The organism is Ruminiclostridium josui JCM 17888, from assembly GCF_000526495.1.
Classification (GTDB): domain Bacteria; phylum Bacillota; class Clostridia; order Acetivibrionales; family DSM-1351; genus Ruminiclostridium; species Ruminiclostridium josui.
The window spans coordinates 1,023,051-1,041,298 of the sequence record NZ_JAGE01000001.1 but is presented as its reverse complement, the minus strand read 5'-3'; the positions used below and the strand labels follow the sequence as shown (position 1 = coordinate 1,041,298).

Sequence of the window (18,248 nt, the reverse complement as noted above, 5' to 3'; positions counted from 1 at the left end):
ATGGCAGATATAAAAGATTTTAAACATGCTATTGTACGCCAGAAGATTCTGGAGGCTGTTAGAAAAGATTTAATAGGTCCGTCTTCTGTGTGCGAAGAACTGAATGAAGTACCGACAAGTAGTTATATTACGGGATTATTATATCCTGCTGATACAGCTGTAACAGAGGATGAGAATTACTTCGATGTAGAGTTTACGGAGAAAAAATTCGATGCTGATGGTGAAACTATGGAAGCGGGGATTTTTGAAGAGGAAGAACCAGAAGATAGATTTAAAGGTGGATTTCAGAAACCGTCTTCAATAGGTATTTCATTTTATGTTGCTGATGATGTATCTAAATTAAATGCATATATCAACTGGGGAAAATATCATGCAGAGCAGATTCAAGGTGAAGTTGTTGATGGAACTTTGGAAGAGGATGCAGAAAATAAGAAAAAGAAGAAACATACTGTGTATGTTAGAGAGCAAATGCAGGATGTTGTGGAAATTGAATTAAACAATGGAAAACGTTCTGAAATGATTCCTTTAGAGTCCAACAGTAGTATATACGTCTATGTAATGAAAATGCAGTTGGATAATGGACATAAAATGGTATCTGTATATCTTCACAATAATGATAAATCAGATGGTGAAGAGAAAGAATATGAAAAAGTTATGTTCCAAGTAGAAATGCTTATTGCGGATGATTTAATGAGTCCTATTTTTGTGCCGGAATATGTATGTAGAAAGGTAGAACTTGAGGATGAGTATTACTATAAGGGAAGACCTGTCTATGCGAGAGGTAGAGGATGTGCTGCAACGTGGGATGCTGTAATTGACGAAGTTAACACAGCATCAGTAAGAACGGCATTTATACCAGATTACGAAATTCCAAGCGTAAGTGCACAGATAGAGGATATGCCAGAGCATGTATTCTCTATGTTACAAATGGGTTCACCAAAGAAAAAGGACGAGGTAATAGAGAACTTACGTCTATTGACATCTATGTACGGAGATTGGATTACGGATGTTTTAGTAAATGATGTTTCTATGCAAGAACAAAAGTTTCGTGTGACAGGACAAACTATCATAGATAAGTGCAATGATGCGAATCGTAGAATGAATGCGGGTATTGATTTGATTGAGCGTGATGACAAGGCATATCAAGCATTTGTGTTTATGAATCAAGCAATGTATTTGCAGAGAAGTATTACATCGTTTTCTAAAGAATATGGAAGTGGAATCCCTTGTAACCTTACGGATTTTATGAAAGATATGCCAGAAAAAGGTAGAAAGAAAGATCACAGCGAGTGGAGACCTTTCCAGATAGCATTTGTATTATTAAATTTGTGTGGAATTATGGATGGCGAATCACCGGAAAGGGAAATTGTTGATTTGCTTTATTTCCCTACGGGTGGAGGCAAGACAGAGGCATACTTGGGGTTGATAGCATTTACGATTGCATATCGTAGATTGACAGCCAAGGAAGAAAATGAGTATGAAAAAGATGGCGGAGTAACGGTATTTTTACGTTATACTCTTAGATTGCTTACTACACAGCAAAGGGATCGTTTGATGCGACTTATTGTTGCGATGGAACAGTTAAGAGAAAAAAATACAGAGTTGTATGGCAAGGAAAGAATTACCATTGGATTTTGGGTTGGAGGAAATGTTACGCCAAATAAATTTAGTGATTATAGTGACACTGACCAGTTTAAGAAAAAGGAATTCTTGCGCAAACTGACAAAACAGATTATCAAGTGTCCTTACTGTGGTAAGCCGATAGAACGAGATGATTACATAATAAATGAAAAAGGAAAATCAGTTCAAATTCATTGTTCTGATGAATTTTGCATGTTTTCAAAGAGAACAGGAAGAACAATTCCTGTATATTTGGTAGATGAAGAAATTTATGCGAAATGTCCGACTGTAATAATTTCAACTGTTGATAAATTTGCGAGATTACCATGGACAGAACAGGTTGGTTTGTTGTTTGGTAAAACAGACAGATGTTGCTCGAGATGTGGACATATCGCAGTAGGTGAAAAACATCCGGGAAGACATAACGCAGATGTGGCAGCAGGTTTGGATAAGGCTGTAACAACAGAATGTAAACCATTTTATCCACCGGAACTTATTATTCAGGATGAGTTACATTTGATTACAGGTCCTTTGGGGACTATTTATGGAGGTTATGAAACTGTTGTAGAAGAAATGTGCTGTATCGAGCGAAATGGTAAGAAGATTCGTCCTAAGTATGTAGTTTCGACTGCAACAATCAAGAATGCGGGTGAGCAGATAAAGTTCTTGTATGGTAGAAATGATTTCACCCAGTTTCCACCAAGCGGATTTGATACTAGAGATTCGTTCTTTATTCGAGAGGTTACATTGCCAAAAGAGAACTTAGCATCTGCATCAAAGGAAAAATTACAGGAATTAATAGCAGATGGGCAGAAACCATTCCGACAGTATGTAGGTATTTGTGCAAGCGGTCAATCAGTTAAAACAACACTTATCCGTTTGTATTCTATTATTTTACAAACAGCATTAGATTTGGCAAAAGAGCCGGAGTTTGAAGACTATATAGACCCATATTATACCTTAATTGGATATTTTAACAGTATTCGAGAACTTGGCGGTGCAGTTCGCCTTTTGGACGACGATATTGCAAGTAGGATTCGTGTAGTTAAGAATAAATATAATAGTCCGGCACAAAGATATATTGGTATCGATGGCAAGAAAGAGATTACATCTCGTATTCCATCATGGGAGATTGCTCAGGTACTCGAAAAGTTAGCCATTTCCTATGATAAGAAAAAGGAAAGACAGAATTGCTATGATGTTGTCATTGCCACAAATATGATTGCTGTTGGTATGGATGTGGACCGTTTAGGCCTTATGACGGTGGTAGGTCAGCCGAAACAGAACTCCGAGTATATTCAGGCAACAAGCCGTGTAGGACGCCAACATCCAGGTATCATTTTTACAGTTTATAATCCATATAGACCACGAGATCTATCAAATTATGAAAACTTTGTTGGATTTCATTCTCAGATGTATAGATATGTGGAAGGCACAACAGCAACACCGTTTGCAGCAAGAGCGAGAGATAGGGTATTACATGCATTAGTAGTGTCATTGCTTCGCTTACAATTTGAAGAAATGGCGGATAATGGCGGAGCTGCTAATATCAATGAAATCTCTGATGAGGATGTAAAACGAGTAAAAGAAATGATACTCGAGAGGGTGAAGGTAACAGCACCTTCATCTTATGCAGATACAGAAAAAGAAATAGAAGAATTTATCAGTACATGGAAGAACATTGCGAAATCGGACAAATTGTATTATTTTGTCCCTTCGGTAGCAGATGACAAAAAGAGGTTGCTCACATATTATGGAGAATATTATGGTGATAAAGAAAAGCCTACATTAAGTTCGATGAGAGATGTTGAACAGTCATCTACAGTATTTTATTGGGAGGGCATATAATGAATTTTTATAAAAAACTGGGCGAGATACGTCCAAATCAATTGATAACTACATATGGCCCAGGCTCAATTATGGATGCGGTGAATGACTCGTTAACAGTGTTGGACATCGAATACTGGGATAATAATAACATTGGTAAAGAAATTAGAGATGCCAGATTAGCAAGCTATATGAATGTAAGGAAATTTTTTATGCCAAAAACTGGTGGTAAAGAAGATATTCCGGTTATTTCATTTCCCTACTATCATGTGTGTTCAAAGGGGACATGTAAGTTCCTGTTTGATATGAGAGAATACTTTGATGCAGAACAGTATAGAAATGCGCAAGGAGAAGTGAAGTGTCCTAAATGTGGTTTTCCTGCATATCCTTCCAGATTTATTACAGTATGTGAAGAAGGACATATGGATGATTTTCCATATAGATGGTGGGTTCATCATGGAGAAACAAGTTGCAAAGAGGATATGTTTCTGAAATCAATGGGAAATACATCATCACTTGCAGAACTTCGCGTGGAGTGTGCATGTGGAGCAAAAAGAGTAATGTCAGGAGCCATGCAAAAAGAGAAATTTGCAGGACTGAGTTGTTCGGGAAATCATCCGCATAGACCTGGAGCAAAGCCTAAGATTTGTAAGAAGAGTGTGGTTCCGAGTCAAAGAGGTGCATCAAATGTGTACTTTACAGTTACAAGGAATGCAATCTCCATTCCTCCTTGGACAAACCCTATTAATGATATTATGAGTGCACAGCGAGCAACCATTGAAACTTTAGTAGAGGCTATGGGTGAAGAAGATGGTTTAAGCTTTGCCTATAATAAGTATTTTGGAGAGAAATATTCGTGGGATGATTTTAAGGCTGCATATGACAGATTAAGTCAGAATATTAAAGAGTTTACAGAGTTAAAAGAGATGGAGTATGCGGCAATTACACACCATGAAGATGTGGAATATCAGCACGATGTAAAATATTTTAAGGCTCAAGAAGTGGAGATTAAGGATAGTCTTAAGGAGTACATTTCAAGAGTAATTAAGATACATCGCTTGAGAGAAGTAAGAGTATTGACTGGTTTCACGAGACTTGAAGCGCCAGAGCCGGAAATAGAAGAACAATCACATATTGTAAAATTAAAATGCGGTTCAGGAGAGAAATGGCTTCCGGCAGTAGAAATTAACGGTGAAGGTGTCTTTATTGAATTGAACAGAGAGAAAATCAATCAATGGATGCAGATTGAACAGGTTAAGACCCGTTCAGATAAGTATGCCGGATGCTATGCTGCATATTGCGAGAAGAAAGGGTGGGAGAATTTCAAACCAAGAAATGCAGAATATGTGTTGCTACACACACTATCTCATATGTTAATAAAGGAAATGGCAATGCAGTCTGGATATTCTTCATCTGCGTTGCATGAAAGAATTTATAGTAGTGAGAATATGTGCGGTTTGCTTATATATACTGGTGCTGCAGATAAGGAAGGTTCTCTTGGTGGACTTGTAGAACTGGGTGGAATGAATAAATTGTTACCACTATTAAAAGGGGCATTAGAAAATGGTCTTACTTGCACCACTGACCCAGAATGCTTTATGAAGAATCCAACTAGTGACAGATTGAATGGTGCAGCATGCCATTCTTGTACAATGATTTCAGAAACAGCATGTGAGAATGGAAATAGATTATTGGATAGGGCATTAGTTGTTCCGGTTCCTGAACATGAAGAAATGGGCTATTTTAGAGGCTTGGTGAGAGATTTATGTGGAATTCAAGTATAAAAATTGATTACATTGCTGGCTTGATTGCGGATGCATTGGATAATTACTCAGTGAATGGAGTAAATGCTTCATTCACTAAAGTGATTGTTGAACTTAAGGAACATTTTCCGAATTGTAGCGACGAAGAAATAACCGATATTATTAACTTGTGTATGCAATTGTATTCAGCAAAGAAAACAGAACGTGCAGATTTGGTATTAACTGCACCAGACTCTTTTAGGGTAAAAGCATTACGAACTAAGGAGACGTTACAAAAGTTGATAGAAGGTACGGAAAAGAGTCTTACTATCACAGGATATTCTATTTCGGATTATTTTGCAGATATGTTGGATGTGATTATAAGAAAGAGCCAGCAGGGAGTGTATGTCAGATTATATGTGAATGATATGGAAAAGCAGAAATCTGCATTAGATAGACTGATGGCGTATAAGTCTCGTTTTCTTCAAGTTTATGAATATCAAAAGCAAGAAGATGACAAGATGGCGGCGTTGCATGCAAAATTATTAGTTTCAGATGCAAAGAAATCGTTAGTGTCCTCGGCAAACCTTTCATACCATGGGATGCAAGGAAATGTAGAAATGGGATTTTTGATCGAATCACCAGAGAAGGCAAAGCAGATAGAGGAAGTTATGAAAGAGATGGTTCGGATGAAGGTATTTGTGAGAGTGTAATGAGTTTGTTTTGAACTTTTGGAGAATGAGAAAGGACTTAAAAATGGATAAAATCGAATTATCAAAACATATAAAGCAAGGTGATACATTTTATACGCCATTTACAGATCCAAATGGAATGGGAGCAACATTAAGCCTTTCTAGTTGGGCAAAATGCTGGTTGCCAGAGTTTTTATGGATTGCTCTAATTATCCATGGTCAAGGAAGAAAACGAGGGTTTGAAAATTTATATCACATAATAGAAGAATTGCAAAATTCTGAAATAGCGGTACCACAGTTATCCAAAGTATTTAATTTGAGTGAAGATAAACAGAAAATGTTTTGGAGAATAGTAACAAAATACGTAAAAAAAGATATATTGGCCCCTCTAACAGTAGTAGTTACACCAGATATTAATACTGTGTACTACAATCATTTTTTTGATTTTTCCATGAACATAGATGATAGTATATCGATGCTTTTGGAAATTGTTAAGGAGTGTAATAGATTCCATGATGAATTAACAACGGATATATGTTTTATTGTTGATTGGTTTTATGTGTTAAATGGAAGATTACATATTTCCGCTGATTTGGATCTTCCTAAGGCATTAACCGAGTACTATCAGCATTCTCATGAAGACGAGGTAATGAAAATGTTTAGACCGATGATTAGGTCGACATTTCAGGGGTTGTGCAATTTGGATTGTAGTAAAGATTTTGCAAGATGTATATGGAAGGTAATGGGAGAGATTTCGGAGTGTAATCCTTTAGTAATTGTATGGGAAGAGGAAATAACGATGGATTTTTATAAAATAGCAACAGATGTGATGGAATATCTTGCAGCAACAAATGAAGATAAGAAAATGGAAACTAAGTATGCTGTGATTATGGGATTAACTTGCTATATATATCGTATATATCAAGAGATTGTAGTAAAACAGTTACAAAATGATATTAGTGGAAGAATTCTATTTAGAACTATGCTTGAAACATATATTAACTTGAAATATTTGATGAAACAGGAAAGCGAAGTGTCGGATATTTATGAAAGATTTAAAGCATATGGCAGTGGTAAATATAAATTAGTAATGGCTAAAATAAGAGAAGGAAAATATTCTCTTTCAGAGGATTCTCAGATTGATAAAAAAATCATGGAACTGATTGTAAACGAAGATATGGATGAAGCTTTTGTTAACATGAGTGTTGGATACTTTGACAAAACAGGTTTTAGAACTAAATTTCAAAAGTGTGGGGAAGATGAACTTTATGAAATATATTATGAGTATGCAACGAATTTTGCACATGGAATTTGGGGTGCAATTAGAGAATCGTCAATGCTAATTTGTGACAACCCAGCTCATGCGTATCATTCAGTACCGGATTATCATAATGAACAGAATTTAAGAAATGTACTTGGGGATAGCGAAATGGTTATGAAAAAAACATTTGCTACGATTGCGACTTATGTAGAATTACCAGATTTCTATGCTGTTTAATTGACGGATTGAAGAGGTGTGGATAATGATTGAGTTAAAGCCTATACAACGAATGATGAGTGAGTACAAAATATTGCTTGAAAAGTATGAACCGATTTTAGAAGAACTTACTATTTCCGAGTATAAAAGATTAATTGGTGAGATAAAGATGTTCTGGTATCGTAATCAAAAATATGTGGATTATTTTGTTTCACATATTACAGAGGATGATGAAGTAGCTTTTCTTGCAGGTGCGGTTCGTTTGGATATTGTGAATAATGGACATTATGAATACATTTTAGTAGGAAAAAAGAGGCTGATAAATGACCCTTTACTAAAAATGGCTACTTTTTATGGTGGTACAGAGGACGAAATTAACTTTGAGTATACAAACAAGTATTTAAGAGAATGCATACAAGATATGCTGTTGCTGCTTAGGGAATATACTGATGATTTTTATATTTTACCGACAGAATTTATTAAAACTATGGATGGAGATGAATACCACACTGTATTGGTGAAAACTGCAGAAAATATGATACTATCTATGTTTTCTGTAAAATATAATAATGTCCAAGAGTTTTATGCAGAAAATGGTTCATACGAAGATATTGAACGGAATTTATTGCCGTATATAAGAGAACAGCTGATTTTTAATGGGTTAGAGGATGTAAAAAAGCCGTTGAGAGATAGATGTGCTAATTATTTGAAGGAAAATGGTGATATTATGCCAATCATGAAAGGAATGGGAGAAGCACAATTGTTTTTCTTGTCGGTATCTCAGTATTGTATGCAAGCAATTGGGATTGTGATGATGATGAAAAGTTACCATATGATCCCTTTTATTAGAAATGATGTTGTTTTTCAGTATTTTACCTTATTATTTCATTCTAGTATATCAGATGAGTTTTTGGAAAAGAACTATTTGGATACTTATATTCCATATGTGGGACAGAAAGCGTTTGATTTTTCAGATAAAGCGTATGCTTTTGTACGAGATTGTATAGGGAATGGGAAAATGATAAATGTAGTTGAAAATTCGTTTGAAAAGGGAAAGATTCCAACACCAAAAGAAATTGTAAAATGTGTTGAAGCATATATCAAGTGTTTTTAAGGAGGGATTTTATGTTGTTTATAGGCTACCCAAAATGTTCAACTTGCCACAAGGCTAAGAAATGGCTAGATGAACATAATATAGAATATACAGAGCGTCATATCGTGGAGGATAATCCAACTTATGACGAATTGAAAAAATGGTATGTTACAAGTGGACTTCCCTTGAAGAAGTTCTTTAATACCAGCGGACTTCTTTATAAAGAAATGAACCTTAAGGACAAGCTTTCTACTATGAGTGAAGATGCGCAGTTAGAGTTACTTTCTACTAATGGAATGTTGGTAAAACGTCCATTGATTGTAAAAGGAGATGCTGTATTGGTGGGCTTTAAGGAAGCAGAGTGGATTGAAAAATTGAATTGATATATAAGCTAAAATGTTTTATGTGTATTAGGTAATTGCGAAACTCTCATTGAACTAAAGATTATAGTCACCTAGATTTAGAAAGTTAGTATTTTTTATTTCTCAAGGTCCATTTTTGATTGCATTATACAGCATAGGAAAAATAGAGTACTAAAAAGAGGCTCCTTTTATAAGAACCTTTGAGATATATGAAATCATAGACAATGTCTATGCAATCAATGGTTTTAAACTTCTAATTAATTGGTGTTGGTGTATTTTATCAGCAAGTACAACAGTCATAAGCTGTGTTATTCCTGAAATCAGTAGATCGGCATGAAGTGTTTTTTCATTCTGTGTTTTACGGCCTGCAATACAGTAACTATCCTTAAAGTGGTTAATTGATTTTTCAACAACGCCACGTATTTTATAAGTTTGCTCCCATTCAGGAGTGCCCCGTAGTACACCTGGATAGGTTCTGTAATTCTTTTCGGGATAAACGTAAACCATTCTACCACATGAGGATGAAGTGCATGGATTCTCACAATGAGTGACCCGACGATACTTTCCATCTTCACATTTGTCCCAACTCATTTTGGGGCATACAAATTTAAAGGTTTTTATTCCACATCGAAGGTGCGATGTATTCCCTTCCGATTTCATTGGAAGTGTTTGGTCATGCGGACAGCAAGGAATCCCGTCCTCGTTGAGAGTATAATCCTCATATTTTAAATCGGATCGTTTATTTAGTGGAATATATGCTTTGTCGAAGCCTAAAAAATCATTTGTAAATAGAGCTTTGTAGATTTCAATGGTATCAAACGCAGAATCGCCCAAAAATGTTTTTGGATTAATCAACGGATGTTTTTTAAAAAATCTATTAACACAGGAATTAAAGCTTTGGAATCCGACAAGGACTTATCTTCATCTGGTGAATCACTTTTCTTTTCAACAACGATGTCCGGATGAGCGGCTAGGAAATCCTTGTTGTAAAAGGTAATGTCTCTGACAATGCCTAAACCATTAGTAATTAACCCGAATTTATAGACATAACAAAAATGCCCATTGATGTATAGCTGTTTAATCTCAGGGTTAGCGGATGAGTGAGAAGGCATATTTTTATAAGCAGCTTTGTAGGGATCATAACTACTATCAAATCCCTTTGATTTAGCAAAAGCTTTTAACTGCGCAATGATACGATTCGCAAACTTAGGGTTATTTTCAGTAACAAAAGCTTCAATACCTGATGTATCAAAAATAGTCATAGAAGCAAGATCAACATCAATCTTTTGGCATATCGGTTCGGTAACATCAACAAGTTTATCAAACATAGATTGTAAGTCCAGTAAGAAATCTTGTTTGAATCGCGTGAATTTAGAGGCATCTGGTACTTTTGAAAATCCAAAGAAATCACGAAGTTCCTTCGAATACTTAAGGAAAAGAATCAAAAGAGAATCGGTTGGAATAGAAAAAATACGTTGTATAAAAAGAGCCCAGATAAAGGATTCCAGATGGTATTTGCGGTGTCTTCCGGTAGAGGCGTAAAAATGATTTCGAAATGAAAGTGGAATAAACTCATCGAGATTTATGTTTTGTTCAAGTAAAGATAGAAAAGAATATTTATCTTCTTCAAATTTTTCTTGGCAATTTTAAAAAATTTCTGCCAAAGAAAGCTGTTTGTATGGTATCATATAGGTACAACTCCTTTCTTGGTGTATGGTATGGAATTTTTGTTCGCACTTAAATTTTACCATAAATCAGTGAGGAGTTGTTGTGTTTTATAGCAAAAAATGTCCCGTATTTATGCGGGTTATGGCGTTTCGCAAACGCCTATTTATGTGTATAGAAGAAAGGAGGCAGCAGATGAAACTTACTGATATGACAATTGAAGAAATGTGTACGACTACAGAGAAGCAGTCATTTGATCGTAAGAGTGCAAAGATAGATGCGACAGCAATTGTTACTCCGATGATTGCATTTGCAAATGCGGATGGCGGACTTCTTGCTGTAGGAATTGAAGATAATGGCGAGATTACCGGAATAGATGATTATGCGAAGAATATCAATGAAATACTCCGTGCCGGATATGATTTTTGTCAGCCATCTATTTTCATTGAAAAAGAAACCGTAGACTGTATTGATAAGAATGGAAATGCAAATCATATTTTGCTCATAAAGATTCCACAGAGTGCAGATATGCATGTGAATCATAGAGATGAGGCTTTCTTGCGTGTTGGTGACAGGTCAAAGAAACTTACTTTTGATGAGCGTATGGAACTTATGTATTCTAAAGGGATGCGTTTCTATGAGGACGAGCCTGTATATCGTAGTACTTTGGATGATATTGACATGGAATTTGTTGCAAAGTATTGTGAGAAGATTGGCTACGGAAAGACTCCGGAAGAGTATATCCGACAGAATAAGGATTACATCGTAAATGTGGCAGGACGCCAAGAAATGAGTGGTGCTGCTATCATGATGTTTGGAAAAAATCCACAGAGATTTTTCCCAAGGTCAAGAGTACGTTTTATTCGATATGAAGGTACTGAAGCAAAAGTCGGTGCAGAAATGAATGTAATTAAGGATAAGATGTTTGGAGGGCGTATTCTTGATTTGGTGGAGCAGACCATTGAATATGTGCGAACACAGATTAAAGAGCATACCTATCTTGGGCCAGATGCACGTTTTGTGACAGAACCAGAATATCCGGAATTTGCATGGAAAGAGATTATTGTAAATGCTATTGCGCATCGAGATTACAGCATAAAGGGGACGGACATTCAGATTAAGATGTTCGATGACCATATTACGGTGGAGAGTCCAGGAACGTTGCCGGGAACAGTACGTCTTAACAATATGCGAGAAATACATTTTTCAAGAAATCCGAAGATGGCGCAGCTTCTTCATGAGTATGAATATGTGCGTGAGTTTGGTGAAGGTGTAGATCGTATGTATCGTGAGATGGAAGAAGCAGGTTTGCCTGAACCAGAGTATAAGACTGCCCTTTCCCCAATAAACTAGACACCTGAAACTCGTTATTTCTTCTTTTTTCATAGGGTATCGTAATATTTCATTTTTTATGCTACTTTTGCTTTTTGCAATGTATTATTATAATATTCTTCAGGTGTCAAATAGTTATTGGAGGCATGTATTCTCTGCCTATTATAAAATATCTCAACATACTCAAACACAGCTGCTCGTGCTTCTTGGCGGGTTGTGAAATGCTTCCCATAAAGCCATTCGCATTTCATTTTTCCCCAAAATGATTCCATTGGAGCATTGTCCCAGCAGTTTCCCTTGCGAGACATGCTGCATATAAAACCATACTTTTTAAGCAATAACTGGTAATCGTGTGAGCAGTACTGCGACCCTCTATCAGAATGTAAGATGACACCTGTTGGTCTTCCAGCACGTTGATATGCATCATTTAATGCGTTAATTACTAATTCCTTTGTCATTCTTTCACTCATTGACAGTCCAACTAACTTTTGCCCACATAAATCCATTATTCCTGCTATATATAGCCATCCTTCATCTGTCCACAGATATGTAATATCGCTTACCATTTTTTCATTAGGCTTATCCACAGTAAAATCACGATTAAGAATGTTTTCTGCTACTGGAAGCCTGTGATTGGAATTAGTAGTAGCCTTAAATTTCTTTGAAACCCTTGATTTTATTCCGTTTTCACGCATAATACGTTCTACTCTCTTATGGTTAACAGGTTTAGGACTTTTGTAATTAAGCTTTTGGGCAATCTTAATAGAACCATATACTTGTCCGCTTTTATTGTGGATAGCTTGAATTTCCGCTAACAGCTTTTTATTCTCTATTGCCCTTTGACTTTCGGGTCTTTTATCCCATGCATAGTAGCTACTTCTTGAAACACAAAGTACCTTGCACAGCTTCGCAACATTATATTTATAACAATTAGCCTTGATAAACTGAAATCTTTTTATTTTTGATTTCTGGCGAAGTAGGCTGCCGCTTTTTTTAGTATTTCATTTTCCTCTTTTAGATCCTTAATTTCTTTTTCTAATTTCCTCAATTTTTCATCTTCTGGCTTAAGATGCCCACTACCTGGAAATGCTGAATCTGGTGATTCTTTGTACTTGCTTACCCAACCATTAAATGTTGTAGGCTTTATTCCTAATTCTGCTGCTACCCTTGTTAAAGGCTCCCCAGATTTAAGATATCTTTTTACTGCTTCAATTTTAAAATCTGAACTATATTGTCGCTTACTCATGTTTACTATCTCCCTTTCTTTGTATTTAGTATAACACGAGTTTTTTGTGTCCATCAAATTGGGTAAGGGTCAGACAGTTGCGTTTATGGTGCATGCTACGATTAAGAATAAGAAGTATCTTGTGGGTTCTGAAACGACAACTCCACAAGTTAACCAACAAGATAAAACACAAGTTACTCCACAAGATAAAATATTGGAATTTTGTAAAATTCCACGAAGTAAGAATGAAATCGTTGCTTATATGGGCTATAAAGATCCAAGATATTTTACGAAAGAGTATATGAAGCCGTTACTTAAAAATGGGGAATTGGTAATGACAATACCAGATAAACCTAATAGCAAAAATCAAAAGTATGTGACTAAGAAGTAGCATTGTATCTAAGAAACATTTGCAAAAAGGTGTGATTAAAAGATGAAACTTGATGAAGAAATATTTAAAGGAAAGCAATATATCGATAAATTGAGACGAGAATATATTGAGAATCATACTCGCTTTCAGGAACGTGATGAACTTATTGCTGAAAACAATATAGAAAAAAGAGATATAAAGGGATATCATGGACGCGAAATACTTGAATTATTACAAAATGCAGATGATGCTTACCAAAAGAGTATTGATAAAGGGGAGAAGCCTCAATGTGAGCTTAAAGTAACTATTTGCTATAAGGGGAATGTTTTAACTGTTACAAATACAGGAACTTGCTTTGATGAAGCAGGAATTAAGGCAATTGTACAAGGAAATAATAGTCCTAAATTAGGAAAATACATTGGAAATAAGGGGACAGGATTTAGATCTGTCTTAAATTGGGCAGAAAAGGTTAGAATATTTTCGGGGAACTATAATGTTGAATTTTCTAAAGAAGTAGCGGCGAAAATTCTTGAAGAACACAAAGAGAATCCTCAGATAAAAAAGCAAATACAGAAGAACAAGAACCTCTATATTCCCATGTTGGCAGTTCCGGTTTATATTGAGAATGGTAGATATAATGACACCACAACTATAGAGGTTGTTATTGATTCTACGAAATTAAATGATGATTTTTCTGTGTCTAGGCAAATTGAGAGTATAGACCTTAGAATACTGTTGTTTCTTCCTAATATTAGCCAGATTGAAATTATTACGGATGATAATTGTATAGTTTATAGAAGAAATAATAATCAAGGTGTTGCAGAGAGTATTACCTTGGAAAAAATTGTTGATGAAAACGTGGAAATGCAAGAGGAGTTTTACCTTTATAGAAAAGTAATTACTAATGCAATTGAGGAAGATGAAGTCTTGAAAGATATTCAGCTTTCTATTGCAGTACCTCTTGACATGGATACATTTATGAGCAGATATATTTATTCGTACTTTCCTTTGTTAGATACGGAATCACCTTTTAATTGCGTTTTGCATGCATCATATGCACTTGGAGATCATAGGAACACGGTTAATGTTAGCAAAGAGAATAAAAAAATAATAGAAGAGCAGTTATTGTTTTTAGTTGAGGTTGCTAATCAATTTGTAGATAAAGAACAGTATGATATTGCATATAATCTTTTAATACCTACTAATTTTTCAAGTAACAAGTGGAGATTTACTTCTCCATTTGCAAAGTTTGAACTAGAGGATTACTATTTGGAAATATTATCAGAACAGAAAATTTTCCGAACTGTAAATGATGAAAATATTTCAGTTAAAGATAAACCTAAGATGATAAGAGGAAATTATCCAGAGTTTTTCAGAGATAAAGGATTTGAAGGTTTATTGAACTCCTTGTTAGACAACAGGATGATATCGTTGATTGAAATACTAGCAAAGAGAAAAGAAATTGATTTATATTTTGAAGAGAAAGAATTGCTACAGATTATTAATTCGCTTTCTAATGATTGGGATATAAAAAAACATGTTGAAACATTTGTGTGGTGGAATTCAAGATATAGAAAGTCAATTCCTAATTTGTTAAAAACACAAGAGGATAAATGGCTAAAATATCAAGATGAATGTTATTTTCTAATCGGTGATTTTGATGAAAAAGGGTTGCCATCTTGGGTTAAAATACCGGCACTACATAAAGAATATCAACAAGAATTATTCAACATGGCTGAGGGAGTACAAGAAGTAATAAATGTAAGAGAGCGGGATAAGGAACCACAAATCTCACGTATTATTTGTCAAAATAATATATTTCCGACAATTAATTTTAAATACAGAGATCGTAGCAATATCATATCAACAGTAAATTCATCTGTGGACACATACAATAAGGCGATTGATTTTGTAAAATGGTTATGGGGAAATTATAGAAAAGAAGTTGATTGGAATCCACCGGGGCGTACAGAAGGAACAAGATTTAAATATAATTTTCCTAATGTGAGAGATAAGAGTACCCAAGATAGTGAGAAATTATTTTGGGGATCACAATATAACAATTTTTTAGCGGAAAAATTGTTTGATAATAGCTTTGGACAGTTTCCTCAAATAGATGTTTTTAATATTAGTGTAGAGGAGAGAACTGCGTTTCAAGAATTTATAAGCAAGTTTGGTGTTAGGAAATATCCTGCAATAGAAGTACAAGAAGTGTTTCCATTAGATTCATATTGTATTGATTGCGAAAATGCAATAAAGTCTTATGGCGAAGTGGGGGCATCAACATCCTTTGATTGTAGATATCGTCTTCCTTATATTAATAAACTTGAAGATTTGCTTAGAAAACTATCAACCTTAGATATTATTGAATGGATAATTAAAGACCAGAAGCTTTATGCCTATTTATGCAATCCATTCTATTTTTCGGATGCAAAAATAACGTATTGCGGCAATCTACAGCAATACTATCGAGAGTATTATGGCAGAATTAAGAACTATATTTTGGAGGTGTTTAATGAGGTAAGATGGATTGAAATTGATGGAAGAAGGTATTCGCCGAGGCAAATTTTACAGAATTTTAGAACAAGAAATAATCAAAAGTTTGCAGATCTTGTTCCTGTCATTAACATAGAGATGCTTGAAAAAATTGCTGTGAGTTTGAATGTGGATTTTAATCAGATGCTTGATGTATTCAATAAATTTAGTTTTGGAGATAAGATTACAGATTTGAGCTCGGAAGACTTTTATGGTTTAATGCTAAGACTTCCAGAATTAGATTTTTCGTATAGTACTGAATTGTCAAAATCTATATATAGAATTATTGAGCAACCAGCATTTTCAAAGAAGTTTGAAAAATCAGATAGCAAAAATAGGTTTTTTTCTGAAGGTAAGATACTGGTCAAATATAAAGGACAGTTGCAGTATGTTTTGGCAAAAAATGCTTATCTTCCTAGTTCAAAAATAATAAGTAAGAAGAATGTTCCAATAGTTGAAAAGGGACAAAGAACTAATAACAGAAATTTTGTCACATTATTTGGATGTCAGGAGTATACCAAGGAGTATACAGTTGACTCTGGTAGTGTTTCCATTAGTGATGCAAACAGTAGTTTTCAACAATATTATCAAGAGTTTAAAAAGTATGCTCGTGCTTATGGTGAAAATAATGATAATATAGAAAAGTATGGTAAGAATCTGAATATTACACTAGTGAATAGAATTGTGATATTAGAAGTTGGGAATCGAGTCACAATTGATGAAGAATATATGTGCATTCGTGATACTATAACTAATTGGTACATAACTGTGTTTGATAAAGAATTTGATGTCAATACTGTCTCTGAAATAATAGAAAATATTTATACAAACATAGCGAATACACCCGGTTTTGAGGCGAGTAAGCTAGGTGAATTATTTAGAACAAAAGATAATAGTAACAGGGAGTTTTTGATAAGAAAAGATTTTGGTTCATTAAGTGTTATAGAAGATGCATCTTATCAAAATGAAATTAGAAATAACTTCATAAAAGTGCTTAAAATTATTGCACCAACATATGAGATTGATAAAATCACGATTGATTTTGAAAATTTCTTTAGTAATAAAAATGGTGCTTGTATTATTGATTTATTCAAAGAAATAGAGACAGACATTGAAGAATTTAGAAATAAGGGATTTGCGTATAATTTGGATTTGGTTCCATATTTTTGCGAAGTACTTAAAGATTTTCTTCAAACCGAAAAGAGAAGGTTTAAAGATTATTTGTTTACACGAGCAAAGCTGGATGACAAGCTACAAAAGTCCTTTGTTAGTACAGTTTATAGATTTGAGCAATTTTCAATTTCTGAGTATATAAATTCTGTTATATTTAGTGTTGAAGATAAAGTTGTTGAGACTTTTGGTGAATGGAGAACTTCGGATGATTTATTTTCTGCGGATGATGAGTATGTAAAAAATTATGAAAAAATGAATCCTCAAAAGCTGTATGAAGATGAGATTTCTAATGATGTGAATGCGCAACAAATGATTTACTTTGGGAAAGAAAAAGCGTTCAATGAATGGGTAGAATCACACAAAAAGTTAGAGGGAAGAAATAATATGTCGGAGAATCCTTATTCAAGATATATAGGGGTGGTACCTAAGGTTAATGAGGTTTCATATCATCAAGGCACAAGTGCTACCGGAGGAGCTAATACTGGTAACAGGAATAATAAATTAACAGGAACTTATACTCAAAGCCATGATGAAAAACGTAATAGAAACAAAAAAATACTCGGTAATAAAGGTGAGTTGTTAGTTTATAATTTGCTTTGCAAACGAGTTGGAAAAGCAAATGTGTTTCCTAGATCAGAAGCTTTTGTAGAATTGGGAATCATAAAACCAGGTCAAGCCGTATCCGGAGGATATGATATTTCATATTATGGTGAAGATGGAATAGAGTATTTTGTAGAAGTAAAAACTGGCGATGAGAAAAGTTTTATTATTTCACCTGGAGAACTTCAATATGCGAAAGATAATGCAGAGAAGTATAAGCTGATTATTGTTTATGATGTAGATGCGGAGGAACCTAAGTGTATGGAATTACCAATGAGGTTTTGGGAAGATTCAAAATTTAGAAAGAGAGAAATTGTAGAAAGAATCGAATTTGAATTTTAGGTTTCTCAAAAGCGTGATGATTCTAAGAAATAGAGTGATGTTGAGGCATATGTTCCCGACATTAATATCGGGAACATACCTTGAGTGCATGGCTCACACACCTCGAGTGTATGGGAGAAATCAAGGAAATAGCGAACATACACAACTATAGAAAGAACCACTTTCTTCGATATGTTCCCTTTAACAGTAAAAC

General features: G+C 34.7%; 10 protein-coding genes and 1 pseudogene. 9 read left to right on the top strand and 2 right to left on the bottom strand.

The genetic code is table 11. From position 1 onward, the window contains the following. Genes drmA through K412_RS0104735 form a run of 6 tightly spaced genes read left to right on the top strand, consistent with a single transcriptional unit; the run spans position 1 to position 8,834 of the window. The gene (gene drmA / locus K412_RS0104760) at positions 1-3,468 is read left to right on the top strand and encodes a DISARM system helicase DrmA (RefSeq protein ID WP_024832061.1); all 3,468 of its coding nucleotides are present in this window, start codon (positions 1-3) and stop codon (positions 3,466-3,468) included. Further along, on the top strand, positions 3,468-5,231 hold the full coding sequence (gene drmB, locus K412_RS0104755) for a DUF1998 domain-containing protein (RefSeq protein ID WP_024832060.1): 1,764 nt from the start codon (positions 3,468-3,470) through the stop codon (positions 5,229-5,231). Before drmA ends, drmB begins: the two co-directional genes overlap by 1 nt. Beyond that, positions 5,213-5,902 carry a phospholipase D-like domain-containing protein gene (locus K412_RS0104750; protein ID WP_024832059.1) on the top strand — a complete coding sequence of 230 codons (690 nt, stop codon included), beginning with the start codon at positions 5,213-5,215 and terminating at the stop codon, positions 5,900-5,902. The genes drmB and K412_RS0104750 overlap by 19 nt, the downstream gene beginning before the upstream one ends. Before the next feature lie 43 nt (positions 5,903-5,945). After that, positions 5,946-7,379 (top strand): DUF5677 domain-containing protein, encoded by a 1,434-nt coding sequence (locus tag K412_RS0104745; RefSeq protein ID WP_024832058.1) that lies wholly within the window; start codon positions 5,946-5,948, stop codon positions 7,377-7,379. A 25-nt stretch (positions 7,380-7,404) separates the two neighbouring features. Continuing rightward, complete coding sequence (locus tag K412_RS0104740) at positions 7,405-8,472, top strand: hypothetical protein (protein WP_024832057.1); 1,068 nt, start codon at positions 7,405-7,407, stop codon at positions 8,470-8,472. A gap of 11 nt (positions 8,473-8,483) precedes the next feature. After that, positions 8,484-8,834, top strand: a complete 351-nt coding sequence (locus tag K412_RS0104735) for an arsenate reductase family protein (RefSeq protein WP_024832056.1) — start codon at positions 8,484-8,486, stop codon at positions 8,832-8,834. Positions 8,835-9,133: 299 nt separating this feature from the next. On the opposite strand, the pseudogene K412_RS20420 reads toward K412_RS0104735, so the two are convergent. Then, positions 9,134-10,501: pseudogene (locus K412_RS20420) on the bottom strand (transposase). 172 nt (positions 10,502-10,673) lie between these two features. Between K412_RS20420 and K412_RS0104725 the strand changes: the two are divergent. Beyond that, positions 10,674-11,831 (top strand): ATP-binding protein, encoded by a 1,158-nt coding sequence (locus tag K412_RS0104725; RefSeq protein ID WP_051461011.1) that lies wholly within the window; start codon positions 10,674-10,676, stop codon positions 11,829-11,831. A 56-nt stretch (positions 11,832-11,887) separates the two neighbouring features. Here the strand turns inward: K412_RS0104725 and K412_RS0104720 are convergent. Then, positions 11,888-13,056, bottom strand: a protein-coding gene (locus K412_RS0104720) for an IS3 family transposase (RefSeq protein ID WP_242835530.1) whose coding sequence is annotated in 2 segments (ribosomal slippage) — positions 11,888-12,795 and positions 12,795-13,056 — 1,170 coding nt in all. Because the reading frame shifts where the segments join, the coding sequence is not laid out codon by codon here. 46 nt (positions 13,057-13,102) lie between these two features. Here K412_RS0104720 and K412_RS20415 point away from each other — a divergent pair. Beyond that, a complete protein-coding gene (locus tag K412_RS20415) occupies positions 13,103-13,426 on the top strand; it encodes a Fic family protein (RefSeq protein ID WP_024832052.1) in 324 nt (107 codons plus the stop codon). Between the two features lie 42 nt (positions 13,427-13,468). Continuing rightward, complete coding sequence (locus tag K412_RS0104705) at positions 13,469-18,055, top strand: sacsin N-terminal ATP-binding-like domain-containing protein (protein ID WP_024832051.1); 4,587 nt, start codon at positions 13,469-13,471, stop codon at positions 18,053-18,055. The last annotated feature ends 193 nt before the right edge of the window (positions 18,056-18,248 follow it).